This window comes from Leifsonia sp. A12D58 (assembly GCF_047530025.1).
Lineage (GTDB): Bacteria > Actinomycetota > Actinomycetes > Actinomycetales > Microbacteriaceae > Cryobacterium.
Window position 1 is genome coordinate 106971 of record NZ_JBLJAT010000006.1, and the last position, 13056, is coordinate 120026.

Annotated in this window: 12 protein-coding genes; 8 read left to right on the top strand and 4 right to left on the bottom strand. The window is 65.3% G+C overall.

The features are described 5' to 3' along the window. Positions 1-90 precede the first annotated feature (90 nt). The gene (locus tag ACMT3I_RS14010; protein WP_414805128.1) at positions 91-1278 is read left to right on the top strand and encodes an ROK family protein; all 1188 of its coding nucleotides are present in this window, start codon (positions 91-93) and stop codon (positions 1276-1278) included. A gap of 265 nt (positions 1279-1543) precedes the next feature. Here ACMT3I_RS14010 and ACMT3I_RS14015 read toward each other — a convergent pair whose 3' ends face one another. Further along, on the bottom strand, positions 1544-2305 hold the full coding sequence (locus tag ACMT3I_RS14015; protein WP_414805129.1) for a gamma-glutamyl-gamma-aminobutyrate hydrolase family protein: 762 nt from the start codon (positions 2303-2305) through the stop codon (positions 1544-1546). Positions 2306-2535: 230 nt separating this feature from the next. On the opposite strand from ACMT3I_RS14015, the gene ACMT3I_RS14020 reads away from it, so the two are divergent. The 7 genes from ACMT3I_RS14020 (at position 2536) to ACMT3I_RS14050 (ending at position 9988) form a co-directional block, all read left to right on the top strand. Further along, a complete protein-coding gene (locus ACMT3I_RS14020) occupies positions 2536-4599 on the top strand; it encodes a TPM domain-containing protein (protein WP_414805130.1) in 2064 nt (687 codons plus the stop codon). 163 nt (positions 4600-4762) lie between these two features. Continuing rightward, positions 4763-5503, top strand: a complete 741-nt coding sequence (locus ACMT3I_RS14025; RefSeq protein ID WP_414805131.1) for a PspA/IM30 family protein — start codon at positions 4763-4765, stop codon at positions 5501-5503. A gap of 139 nt (positions 5504-5642) precedes the next feature. Next, positions 5643-6476 (top strand): arginase family protein, encoded by an 834-nt coding sequence (locus tag ACMT3I_RS14030; protein ID WP_414805132.1) that lies wholly within the window; start codon positions 5643-5645, stop codon positions 6474-6476. Positions 6477-6541: 65 nt separating this feature from the next. Further along, complete coding sequence (locus ACMT3I_RS14035) at positions 6542-6838, top strand: hypothetical protein (RefSeq protein ID WP_414805133.1); 297 nt, start codon at positions 6542-6544, stop codon at positions 6836-6838. Between the two features lie 100 nt (positions 6839-6938). Beyond that, on the top strand, positions 6939-7712 hold the full coding sequence (locus ACMT3I_RS14040) for a YidC/Oxa1 family membrane protein insertase (RefSeq protein ID WP_414805134.1): 774 nt from the start codon (positions 6939-6941) through the stop codon (positions 7710-7712). A gap of 409 nt (positions 7713-8121) precedes the next feature. Further along, positions 8122-9606 (top strand): dihydrolipoyl dehydrogenase family protein, encoded by a 1485-nt coding sequence (locus ACMT3I_RS14045; protein WP_414805135.1) that lies wholly within the window; start codon positions 8122-8124, stop codon positions 9604-9606. Further along, positions 9578-9988 carry a Fe-S oxidoreductase gene (locus tag ACMT3I_RS14050; RefSeq protein WP_414805136.1) on the top strand — a complete coding sequence of 137 codons (411 nt, stop codon included), beginning with the start codon at positions 9578-9580 and terminating at the stop codon, positions 9986-9988. The genes ACMT3I_RS14045 and ACMT3I_RS14050 overlap by 29 nt, the downstream gene beginning before the upstream one ends. Before the next feature lie 103 nt (positions 9989-10091). On the opposite strand, the gene ACMT3I_RS14055 is transcribed toward ACMT3I_RS14050, so the two are convergent. From ACMT3I_RS14055 to ACMT3I_RS14065, 3 genes are read right to left on the bottom strand one after another with little or no spacing between them, the layout of a single operon-like run. After that, the gene (locus ACMT3I_RS14055; RefSeq protein WP_414805137.1) at positions 10092-10904 is read right to left on the bottom strand and encodes an ABC transporter ATP-binding protein; all 813 of its coding nucleotides are present in this window, start codon (positions 10902-10904) and stop codon (positions 10092-10094) included. Further along, positions 10904-11959, bottom strand: coding sequence for a FecCD family ABC transporter permease (locus ACMT3I_RS14060; protein WP_414805138.1), 1056 nt, complete (start codon positions 11957-11959; stop codon positions 10904-10906). The genes ACMT3I_RS14055 and ACMT3I_RS14060 overlap by 1 nt, the downstream gene beginning before the upstream one ends. Further along, entirely contained in the window at positions 11956-13041 is a 1086-nt protein-coding gene (locus tag ACMT3I_RS14065) for a FecCD family ABC transporter permease (protein ID WP_414805139.1), read from the bottom strand. The genes ACMT3I_RS14060 and ACMT3I_RS14065 overlap by 4 nt, the downstream gene beginning before the upstream one ends. Positions 13042-13056: the final 15 nt, after the last annotated feature.

The window sequence follows — 13056 nt, forward strand, 5'->3', positions numbered from 1 at the left end:
ATGACGCTGTGTTTCCGTGTCGTCACGGCCATGAACCCGGGCTCCGGATAAGTTTGATGTCGGCACGAACCACCACACGAAAGAGAGCCGATGGCAGCGACTTCCGCCCCGGGCACTCCCGCGTGGCTAGGCGCCTGGAACGATCGCACGGCCCTCTCGCTCCTTCTCGAGCACGGCCCGCTCTCGCGCGTGCGCATCGCTGAGCTCGGCGACATGTCTAAGCCGACGGCATCGCTCGTCGTCACGCGACTTGAAGCCGCCGGACTCATTTCGGTCGCCGGCGAACGAACGGCCGGCCAGGGCCGCCCCGCCATGACCTATGTTGCCCGCGCCGACCGCGTGCTCGGCGTTGCCATCGACATCGACGCGAAGCGGATGCGGGCCTGCCTGGTCGACGCGCTCCGCACCGATCACGAGACGATCGAAATCCCGCTTCCTGCGACATCCGGTAAGCGTGATGCCCCGCGAGAGATTCGTGAAGCGATCGAGGCGGCCTGCGCGGTCAGCGGCGCCGACCCGGCCGCGGTGCGCAAGGTCTGCATCGGCGTGCAGGGCTATCTCGACACCCGGGATGACGATCACCTCGACAGCGAGACCCTGCCGGGCTGGCCACGCACCAGCGTTCGCCGCCTGCTCGAAGATGAACTCCAGCTTGAGGTGCAGATCGACAACGACGTGAACCTCGCTGCGGTGGCCGAACGCGTCAGCGGTGTGGCGGCAGATGCGTCGAGCTTCACCCTGTTCTGGCTGGGCAACGGCCTGGGCGCAGCGCTGGACCTTGACGGCACCGTCTATCGCGGCACGTTCGGAGGTGCGGGCGAGATCGGCTTCCTACCAGCACCGAGCGGGGTCATCGGCCAGGACGGCAGACCGGCTAAGGAACTCCAGGATGTCATGGGCGCCAAGGCCGTCATCCGTCTGGCCCGCGAGCACGATATCCATGGTCGTACCCTCGCTGACATTCTCAATGCTCTCGCCGTGAGTCCCGCCAGGGATGCCGTGATCGCTGAGCTCGCCCGGCGGGTGACGTTCGGCGTCATCCCACTGCTGGCTGTGCTCGACCCGGCCCTCGTCGTACTCGGCGGACCGACCGGCATCGCCGGCGGCGACCAACTGGCCGGACTCGTGTCCGATCGCATCCGCCAGACAACCCGATGGACGCCGACTGTCGCGGCCAGCACGGTGAAGGGCAACCCGATTCTCGCCGGGGCGCGAGAACTACTCGTCGTGGATGTACGCAATCAGCTTTTGGAGAGCGTCGCGAAGATCAACGCGTAACGCTGGCGCTTGGTTGCGCGTGCAGTCGCACCGCGTCATCCGCTCTCGCGAGGTTGCGGGCTTGCGTCATCCGCTCTCCAGCGTGCAGTCGCGGCCACCGCCGCGCCACTTATGGCGAATCGCGCCCGCTATAGCGGGCGCAATGAGCCACAACGGGCGCGGCGAACGCAGGCCAGCCGCGAAATAGCGCGGAGCAGGCACAAATCAGGCGCGAACCAGCGGCGCGAACCAAGGGGCGCGAACCAAGGGGCGCGAAGCGCTCAGATCAGGCGAACACCGGCACGCGGGCAGGCACAACCTGGCGCTGCAGTGCGCCGAGCAGCAGCGGGAGCTGCTCGGCCGGAGCATCCGGAGCCTCAGGGTGCCACTGCACACCGGTAATCGGCGCACTCACGTGCTCGAGAGCTTCGATGAGTCCGTCGGGTGCAACCGCGGCCGCAACCAGACCGGCACCCAGCGCATCGACACTCTGGTGGTGAGCGCTCTGCACGAGTACATCGGTCGCACCGAGGCTCGCGGCCAGACCGCTATTGTCAGCCAGCATCACGCCGTGAGTGGCGAGGATCTGGTCGATCGGCACGTTCAGGTTCTTGTGGAAGCCGTCATCCTCGATGTGCTGCACGAGCGTGCCACCGAGTGCGACGTTGATGACCTGCAGGCCGCGGCAGATTCCGAGCAGCGGCGTGGAGAGTTCGAGCGCCCGCCGAACCACGGCGATCTGGCCGGCATCGGCATTCTCGAAGTGCGCGGTCTCGCCTTCGTAACCTGATGCCGCACCGTAGAAGTGTGGGGTGAGGTCTTCGCCTCCGACGAGCACGATGGCGTCAGCGGATGCCGTGGCAGCCAGCAACTCAGTCGGCGTCACGTCGGCCGCGGCGTGACGGGAGACATTCCAGCCGCCGTCAATACTCTCAGCCGCAACTCGCCCATTGAGCACCTGCACCTTGGCGTGGTACTCCGGACGATCGGGCCTGGACGCGGTGACTTCGATGATCGCGAGGTGCGGGCGGGAGGTGTATTCGCTCATGCTCGCTCCTTTCGTGACATCGTGCTGGCTGCCGGTTAGTCAAGTGTGCCAAGCACTGTGAGCCAATGCGACCTCCGCCGTAACAGGCTGCAACACAACCGAAAGGGGTGCTGCCTGAGGCCGCGATCTGCCACCGTTCTACCTGTGACCTCCCAGCGAATTCCTAGACTGTGTCAGCGGCTGGCCCTAAGCTCGGCAGGACAGGACGAGACAGGCGAAAAGGCAGGCCAATGCGCGCACGGTTGACACTAGGAACTGTCTTCGTCGCGTTAATGCTGATGCTCGGGATGCCGACCGCGGCGCACGCTGAGGGCCCTGTCACCTTTGGTTCCAGCCATATCAAAGACTCCGTCGGCGCACTCGGCAACGACACCGCCGCGGTGCAGGATGCGATCGATTCCCTCTATTCGAGCACGCGCATCGACCTCTTCGTTGCATACGTCGACAGCTTCACCGGCGTCTCAGACAGAGAGCAGTGGGCCGACCAGACCGCCGACCAAAATGGCCTGGGTACGAATGACGTTCTGTTGGCCATTGCCACCGGCGACCGGCAATACCAGCTCTCCGTCGCGCCCGATTTTCCCCTCACTGACGCCCAGCTGAGTGAGGTCGAGACCACGGCGATCGAACCGGCCCTCCGCCAGAACGATTGGTCGGCTACCGCCATCGGCGCGGCCGACGGACTCGCTGCGGTGAGCAAAGGCGAGCCCGTTGTCGCCCCTGCCATCACTCCCGGCGACGCCTCGCCGTCGTCCGGTAGCGGCTGGGGCTGGCTCTGGGGCGTGCTCATCGTCGCCATTCTGATTGTCGTCGTCATCGTCTTTGTAGTCAGACGTCGGCGCAGGATGACCGCTGGTACCGGCAGTGCTGGCGGGCCGGACGGTGTTGAATCAGTGCCAACCGCCACACTCAAACAGCGGGCGGGCAGCGCTCTGGTTCAGACCGACGACGCCGTCAAGACCAGCGAACAAGAAGTCGGTTTCGCGGACGCCCAGTACGGCACTGAGGCAACGACTGCGTTCCACGCAGCACTGGCCGACGCCAAATCATGGCTCACTCAGGCATTCACGCTGCAGCAAAAGCTCGACGACAGCGAGCCAGACACCGAGGAGCAGCAACGTGCCTGGTACAGCGAGATCATCGACCTCTGCACCAAGGCCAATGCCACCCTCGACGAGCAGGCCGATGCGTTCGACGAACTGCGCCAGCTAGAAAAGCGTGCCCCTCAAGCCGTTGCCGAGCTGAGGTCCCAGCTCGACGCACTCACTCAGCGCACAGCCCAGGGCACCGCGTCGCTCGCGTCTCTGGCCGACGCATACACGGATGCCGCCATCGCGACAGTTGCAGACAACATCACGCAGGCAGACGATCGAATTGCATTCGCCCTGGCAACCCTGGCCGACGCGGAGACGAGCATCACCTCCGGCGATACCGCGGGCGCGGCGGTCGACATCCGCGCTGCCGAAGAAGCCGTGTCACAGGCTGGCCTCTTGATAGACGCCGTCGACCGGCTCGGAAACGACCTGCACACGGCAGCTGCAACGGTGAACTCGGCGATCGCCGATCTGGAGTCCGACCTCATCACCGCCAAGGCCGTGCCTGCTGGTTCCCCCGCCGCCGGCCCGCTTCCCGGCGTTGTCCAGGCGACTGAACAAACTGTCGCCCAGGCCAAGCAACGTCTGGCCGGCGGGCGCACCAATCCGCTCGAACTTGTGCAATCGCTTGAGGCCGTCAACCAGCAAATGGACGCCGCGCTTGCGGGAGTTCGTGATGCCCAGATCCAGGCGCAGCGCGCGCGGGACGCGTTGAGCCAGACGTTGCTCTCGGCCCGGAGCCAGGTGTCGGCGGCCGAAGATTTCATCACTGCCAGGCGCGGAGCTGTAGGCGCAGAAGCCCGCACCCGACTGGCCGAGGCTGGCCGATTGGTCGTTCAGGCCGAATCGTTGTCGACCTCAGACCCGGCCACCGCGCTGGCAACCGCGCAACGGGCGAACTCGCTTGCCGCTGAGGCGATCAACCTCGCCCAGAACGATGTGAATGGCTTCCAGCCCTCCGGCTATGGCGGCGGAGGCGGGCTGTTCGGCGGCAGTTCAGGTGGCGGTAGCAACGGAGCAATGGGCGCGATCCTCGGCGGCATCCTGATCAATTCAATGCTCGGCGGAGGTGGCGGCGGACGCAGCGGCGGCGGCATGTTCGGTGGCGGAGGCGGTGGGCGCTCCGGCGGCGGACGCTCGGCCGGTAGCTTCGGCGGAAGCGGAACCCGCTCGCGTCGCGGCGGCGGGGGCAGATTCTGATCGACCACCGCCACGACCGCGCCCGCGCCCGTCCACGCGGTGCAGAACATCTCGGCTCCGCAATAACAGCCATGGCCGCCTGACCCGCCCCGCCTTACCAAAGCTCGCTTGACCACGCTTGACCGCATCCAGTACGACAGCCCCCTCCCGAAAGGACACCGAAATGGCAAAACAATCAATCTTCGGCCGCATCTCCCAGCTCGCCAAGGCGAACATCAACGCACTCCTGGACTCCGCTGAAGACCCCAAGATGATGCTCGACCAGATGGTCCGCGACTACACCAACAGCATCGCGGATGCCGAGAGCGCCATCGCAGAGACGATCGGCAACCTGCGTCTGCTCGAAGACGACCACCGCGAAGACGTCGAGGCCGCAGCGGAGTGGGGCAACAAGGCGCTGGCCGCCAGCCGCAAGGGAGACGAACTGCGTGCATCCGGCAACACCGCCGACGCCGACAAGTTCGACAACCTGGCCAAGGTCGCACTGGGCCGTCAGCTGCAGTCCGAGAACGAAGCCAAGGCCGCCGAGCCGCAGATCGCCTCACAGACTGCGGTTGTGGAGCAGCTGAAGAATGGCCTGAACGCCATGAAGCAGAAGCTGAACCAGCTCTCGTCCAAGCGCGATGAACTGATCGCTCGCGCCAAGACCGCCCAGGCTCAGGCTCAGGTGATGGATGCCGTCAAGAGCATCGACATCATGGACCCCACCAGTGAGGTCAGCCGGTTCGAAGACAAGATCCGTCGCGAAGAGGCGAAGGTGCGTGGCGCAAGTGAGCTCGCGGCATCCAGCCTCGACGCCCAGTTCGAGAGCTTGGAGAACCTCGGTGAACTCACCGAGGTCGATGCTCGTCTGGCTGCGCTGAAGGCCGGTTCGACAAACACGTCGGCGTCGCTCGAGCAGTAGTCCGTCTGTCGCATAGTGATCGCCGGCGGGATTTCCCGTCGGCGATCACTGCGTCCCGGCCAGAGATCAGTACTCGAACAGCAGCAGAACACCCACGCGACTCTAGAGTCGGGAGGGCCTCACACGAGATACTGGTCAGGTGCCTCCCACCTTCATAGTCGTCCCGCAATGGCAAGGATCCGTCTCCCCCCGCGCAATGCGGCTGAGCGACGGAGCAGAGGCGATCAGCGGCGATCTGCCCGCAGCCCACACTCGCAACGTCGCCGTCCCTGTTGAGGCAGGCGATTCACTCGACACCGGCGTGCACCGTTACTCAGCTCTGCACACGGTGCGCGAGCGATTCGGGCACGAGCTTCGCGCCACGTCCGACTGGGCGCTGACGATCGGGGGCGACTGCGGAGTGTCGCTGACCGCCGTCGAACACGCCTCCGCCAAGCATCCTGACGGCCTGTCGGTCGTTTGGTTCGACGCCCATCCAGATCTGCACACTCCCCAGACCTCGGTGTCTGGTGCATTCACCGGGATGGTGTTGCGTGCAATCAGCGGCGAGGGCGCAGAAGGACTTGCGCTGACCGGAAACGGCGCCGTACCGCTCTCGAGGATAGTTCTCGCCGGGGTGCGCGACATCGAAGATGCCGAAGCTGACTTGATCGGCGACCGCGAGATCGCCGCAGTCCCTGTCGCCACTCTTGAGACTCCGGATGCCCTGATCGACGCTGTCACCGCCACGGGCAGCACCGCGATCTACGTGCACATCGACCTCGATGTTCTTGATCCGTCGGTGATGACCGGGCTGGGCAACGCTGTGCCGTTCGGGCTGACCGTCGAAGCGCTGACCGCCGCGATTACTGCACTGAAATCACAGTTCACCCTGGCCGGAGCCACCATCGCCGGCTTCGCTCCATCCACTCCGGAGGCGGCCAACGACGACCTGTCGGTGATCCTGCGCATCATTGGAGCACTCACCCGTTAGTTGCTAGCATGTGAGCCAGCAGCACCCACCTATCGCACGTCGCATCCGCTGAGCCGAGGACACTCGTGAGATCTCTCACCACCAGGCTGGTCATGGTCATGACCGTGTCGTTCCTGGTGCTCGCGCTTGCGCAATCCGATCCGTCTGCCGCGGTGATCGTGACCGGCGTTGCCATGCTGGCTATCGCAGCATTCTCGGGTGCTCGCCACGTCACCATCGCCATTTCCTGGGTCACCCTCACCATCGGTGCCCGTTCCCATCTGCACCGTGAGGTGCTCAGTCGGATTGCCGCTCCACGGCATCCGAACACGCCCGGCCGCACCCAAGCACGTGCGCCGTCGCAGTCAGAGGTACTCGCGTAGTCCTTGCTCCGAGCAGCTCAGTGACCTGAGCAGTCGGTCGGAAGGGCACCCGAGTCACACTCGCGACCACTCTTCCCTCTGACTGTGAGGACCACCCACCGTGGATATTTATACCTTCGCGCCCATCGCGACAATTCTTGACGCCGCCTATGCGGTCGTCACGGCACTTGCGTCATCCCTCTCGCCCTTTGTTGGCACATTCGCCACCGCCCTCGCTATCGTGCTGATCACCCTGCTGGTGCGTGCGGCTCTCATCCCAGTCGGCCGCTCCCAGGTGCGTGCCGAATACACCCGACGCCGACTTGCACCGCAGTTGCAGGAGATCCAGCGCCGCTATAAGAAGAACCCCGAGCTGATGCAACGAAAGACTGCGGAGTTGTATGCCGCTGAGAAAGCGTCTCCGTTCGCCGGTTGTCTGCCCACCCTCGCTCAAGCGCCCGTTCTGTCGACTGTGTATGGACTGTTCATCCTCACGGCGATCAACGGCCACCCGAACTCGCTGCTTACCGATCACCTGTTCCAGGTTCCACTCGGCACCTCGCTTGTGCACCTGGTTGGCGCCGGCCAGGCCTGGCCCGGCCTGCTGGTGTACGCCGTTCTGCTTACGCTCATCGCGCTGGTCGCCTGGATGTCGCGGCGCGCGGCTCTGGCCAACGCGCCCCTGGCCACCGGGAATGCACAAACGGATGCCCAGCCAGGAAGCCTGCCGCAGCTGAACGGCATCCTGAGCTGGATGCCGTTCATCACCGTCATCTTCGCTGCAATAGTGCCGCTGGCGGCGACGCTCTATCTGGCCGTCACGACGACCTGGACGTTTATTGAGCGTTCGATTCTTCGGCGACGCATCGAGCTGCAGCTACCACAGGCTGAGTGAGCGTCGGCCGCTGACTCGTACGCAAATCCGACAAGCGCCGGACCATAGAACTCGGGAGGAACGAACTCCTCGAGTCTGGGCGCCGGATATTCCGCCAGGCGCGGGATATTCCGCGCGCCCCACGGAATTTCGCGCGCCCAGCCGGGGAAGGCGTGGCGCGAGGCCTACCAAAATCGCGCCAGGCCTCGGCCAGCGAGGGTAGGCTGTCGCGCAATATAGAAGTGCTCGTAGCAAGTGCTCACAGCAGCGCTCACAGCAGCGCTCGTAGCGTCTGCAACGCTGACCACACCAGCACCATTGGCAGCACCATTGGCAGCACCAGCACCAAGCACCAGCACCAAGCACCAAGCACCAAGCACCAAGCACCAAGGCACCAAGGCACCAAGGCACCAAGCGAACGGGAGAAACAATGGCCGCCGAAACCCACGACACCGCCGGCAACACCGACCAGAACACCTACGACGTCATCATCATTGGTGGCGGCGCAGTCGGCGAGAATGTCGCCGACCGCGCGGTGCAGGGCGGCCTGAGCACCGTCATCATCGAGGCCGAACTTGTCGGCGGCGACTGCTCATACTGGGCCTGCATGCCCTCGAAGGCGCTGCTCAGAAGCGGGGCAGCAGTGGCAGCAGCGAAGCGCGTGCCCGGCGCCGCCGAAGCCGTTACCGGCACAACGGATGTCCGCGCAACGCTGCAGCGCCGCAACACCATCGCACACGACTGGAACGACGACAGCCAAGTCGATTGGCTTGATAAGACAGGTATTTCGCTGGTTCGCGGACACGGTCGCCTGAGCGGCATCCGCGAGGTCACTGTCACGACAGCGGATGGCGATCGCGTGCTCACCGCGCGGCATGCTGTCGTGATCAGCACCGGTTCGTCCGCACTGCTGCCCGACATTCCCGGGATCGGAACCGTCGACCCATGGACCAGCCGGGATGCCACCAGCGCCCAGGATATTCCCGACAGCCTGGCCGTCATCGGCGGCGGCGTGGTCGCCGCCGAACTAGCGACCGCATACGCCTCGCTCGGCTCTGCGGTGACGATCATCGCCCGGAGCGCACTGCTGCGCGGGCAGGAGCCGTTCGCCGGCGAACTGGTGACGGATGCCCTCCGCGCCAACGGCGCCACGGTACTCATCGGCCGCACCACCAGCCAGGCGATGCTGACCGAGAACGGCGACGTCGCCCTCACGCTTGACGACGACAGCGTTGTGACGGCATCCAAAGTTCTTGTTGCCACAGGTCGCGTGCCCCGCACGATGGACCTCGGTCTTGCAACCGTGGGGCTGTCCGACGGGGACTGGGTCACGGTCGACGACACCCTGCTCGTGCAGGGTGACTCCCCCGCACTGGAGGGCGATTGGCTCTACGCCACCGGCGACGTGAATCACCGCGCGCTCCTCACCCACCAGGGCAAATACCAGGCCAGGGCGGCCGGCGACGTAATCGCAGCGCGCGCGGCTGGAAGGCCAGTCGATGACACGCCCTGGGGTGCCGACGTTGCGACCGCCGATCATGCAAGCGTGCCGCAGGTGACGTTCACCGACCCTGAGGTGGCATCCGTCGGACTCACGAAGTCGGCAGCCGCGAAGGCCGGGTATCGCATCGAAGCCGTCGACTATGACATGAGCTGGACGGCCGGGGCGACGATCCAGGCCGATGGCTACGTGGGCCAGGCCCGGGCTGTGATCGACCTCGACCGGGAAGTGATCCTCGGTGTGACGTTCGTCGGGCAGGATGTCGGCGAGCTGTTGCACTCGGCGACCATCGCGGTGGTCGGCGAGGTTCCGATCAACCGACTGTGGCACGCGGTGCCCAGCTATCCGACCATCAGCGAGATCTGGCTGCGCTTGCTCGAAGAGTATGGTCGCCCGGCCGACCGCCTACGCTAGAGCCGTGCGCAGCATCCTCTTCGACTCCCCCCTCAGCCGGGCCGGCTACCTGTATGCCACCACCGTCGGGATCATCTGGGGCTCCATCTGGAGCACAGGGCGCGTTGAGCGTCGCGGCGGCCTGATCGTGTTCAGGGGCATGCCGAAATGGGCATTCGGTCGCGGCGGCTCCTGCGTCGGCGGCTGCTACCTGACCAACCAGAATGTGTCGGATGACGTGATTGAGCACGAAGCCGTCCATAAGCGCCAGTGGCAGCGCTACGGCATGGTCTTTCCGCTGCTGTACCTGGTGGCCGGGCGCAATCCGCTGAAGAATCGCTTCGAGATCGAGGCTGGTCTCGAAAAGGGCGGCTACATTCGCAAGCCAGCTGCCAAAGCCTGACCATCCCTACGGATATCGCCAAAACCGGAAACGTTGCTGCAGAGAGCGCGATCCATCCTGTATACGGTGACAGGTGCTCGATTCTTCCTGTATTCGCGACGACCTACAGCGCCCGGGCAGCACCCTTCACGCGTGGGATGACCATGGGCGTTCCGGCTTCAGGATCGGTCATGATCACGCAGGGCAAGCCAAAGACGTCGTCGATGAGCTCGGCCGTCACGACATCCTGCGGCGCTCCGGTCGCGACGATCCGCCCCGCCTTCATGACGATGAGATTCGTGGCGTAGCGCGCCGCCTGGTTGAGGTCGTGCAGCACGGCAACGAGCGTACGGCCCTCTTCGTGCAGGGCACTGCAGAGTTCGAGCACCTCGTACTGGTGCGCGATGTCGAGGAACGTCGTTGGCTCGTCGAGTAGCAGCAGCTCAGTCTCCTGCGCGAGCACCATGGCGATCCACGCCCGCTGACGCTGCCCGCCCGAGAGCTCCGTGACATAGCGTGCAGCCAGATCGGTGATGCCCGTGGATGCCAGTGCGGCCGCGACCGCGCGTTCGTCATCCGCTGACCACTGTCGAAGCAGCCCCTGGTGCGGGTAGCGTCCGCGGCTGACGAGGTCTTTCACTGTCATCGCCTCTGGCGCGATCGGACTCTGCGGCAGCATCGCGAGCTCGCGCGCCACCGTACGGCTGCGATAGGAACCGATCGGCTGTCCGTCGAGCAGCACCGTGCCGGACTCCGGCTTGAGGGTGCGGGACAGTGCTTTGAGCAGGGTTGACTTGCCGCAGGCATTCGGCCCGATGATGACGGTGAAACCACCGTCGGGAATCGCGACAGACAGGTTGTCGGCGACGACCCGAGAGTCGTACGACAGGCGCAGGTGCTCCGCGGCCAGCCGTGATGCCGGTTGTGAGGATGCCACTAGGCGGATCCTTTCTTCCACTCGCCGAGCAGAAGCCAGCCGAGGTAGATTCCACCGAGTGCAGCGGTGAGGATGCCGACGGGCAGCTGCACGGGGAATGGGGATTGCTGGGTGAGCAGGTCGGCGAAGGCCAGCAGGAATGCTCCCGTGAGAGCCGACATGACGACGTTCGGGCCCGGTGCCCTGGTGAGTCGTTTGGCCACCTGGGGTGCGATCAAGGCGATAAAGGCAATCGGGCCGGCAACACTCACGCCAGCGGTGGCGAGTCCGATGCCCGTCAGGATGCTGAGCAGCCGGGTACTGTCGCTCCGGCCACCCAGGGCATCGGCTTGCTCGTCACCCATCTCGGCCAGCTGCAGGCGTCGGCTGAGCAGCAGCGCGAGCGGCAACAACACGACGAGTGCGCCCCAGATGATCGCTGCGTTTTCCCACGAGCGTGAGGCGAGACTGCCGTTGAGGTAAGCGGCCAGCATGGTCGCCTGCTCGAGTCCGGTCCTGGCGATGGCGAACTGCACGAAGGCCAGCGACATCGCCGAGACTCCGATGCCGACAAGCAGCATCCGCGAGGGTGAGGAGAAACCGGTGCCCGTGGCGAAATAGACGATGCCCATCGCCACGAACGCCCCGATCAATGCGCCGACAGGCAAGGGCAGGATGCCAGTCCACATCACGCCGAATGCCGCGGCGCCCGCCGCAGCGCCCGAGGTCAGGCCGATGACATCCGGGCTACCCAGCGGATTGCGAGTGACTGTCTGGAAGAGCGTCCCTGCAACACCGAATGCGGCGCCGGCCGCGATGGCCACCGCGAGCCTGGGCCCACGGATGACGCCAAGCACGATCTGATCTGTGCCCGTCGCGTTGCCGAACAGCGCCGAGACCAGGCCGGACAGCGAGACACCGAGCTGGCCGAGGGTGAGTGCGAGCACACCGACGATGAGAATGCCGAGCACCAGGAGGCCCGCGACGATCAGGCTGCGACTGTACACGCGGAAGCTCAGCCAACCGCCGGCCCGCAGCGTCAGTTCTCGCCGCGGCGTTGATGTTCGCGCGCTCACGCGTGCACCTTCATCCGGCGCACGGCAAAAATCAGGATGGGCGCACCGACGAACGCGGTGATAATGCCGACCATGAGCTCTGCGGGACTGGCGATCACACGGCCCAGGATGTCGGCAAGCAGCAGCAGCGCCGGTCCGGCCACCAGGCAATAGGGCAGCAACCAGCGATGGTCGCTGCCGGTGAACGGCCGCACGATATGCGGAACGGCGAGACCGATGAAAGCGATCGGGCCGACAGCTGCGGTGGCCGCAGCACAGAGCAGCGTCGTGGCGATGGCCCCGAGGATGCGCGTGCGCCCGACGTGTGCGCCGAGGGCACTCGCCGTGTCGTCACCGAGAGCGAGGGCGTTCAGTGAGCCGGCCAGGCTGAGCGCCAGTACCAACCCCACGATCACGAACGGCAGCACGTCGAGAATCAGTCCGGGGTCGCGCCCGGCGAGCGAGCCGATCACCCAGAATCGATAGCTGTCGAACACCTTGGGAAAGCTCAGGGTGATGGCTTGGATATACGCGGCCAACACGGCACCGACGACGACACCGGCAAGCACCAGGCGCACCGGGGTGGCCGTACCTCGCACCGAGCCGAGCAGATAAACGACAACGACGGCGATCAGGGCTCCGGGCAGTGCCACCCAGACACTGACGGCCGCAGACCCCATGCCAAAGAAAGCGGATGCCGTCACGATCGCCGCAGCTGCACCGGCGTTGACGCCGAACAGGCCCGGGTCGGCCAGCGGATTTCTGGTGATGCCCTGCATCACTGCGCCGGCAACGGCCAGGCTCGCACCGGCCAACAAGCCGAGCAATGTGCGCGGGATCCGGCTGGCGATCACGGCATCCGCGTAGCTGTCACCCGGATTGAACAGTGCACCGATTACATCGGGCAGTGGCACGTATTTGTTACCGATGGCCAGGCTGAGCAGCACAACAACGACGAGCAGCACGACCAGGGCAACGAGACCCCCGGCCAGTCCGAGCTTCGGCACAGGGCCGCGGCGGCGCGTTTTCGCGTCGCGTCCGGACGCACGACGATCGGGCGCAGGGAGTCCTGCGCCCGATCTGTGTGACTGCGTATCAGTCATTGCTGATGTGTTGCA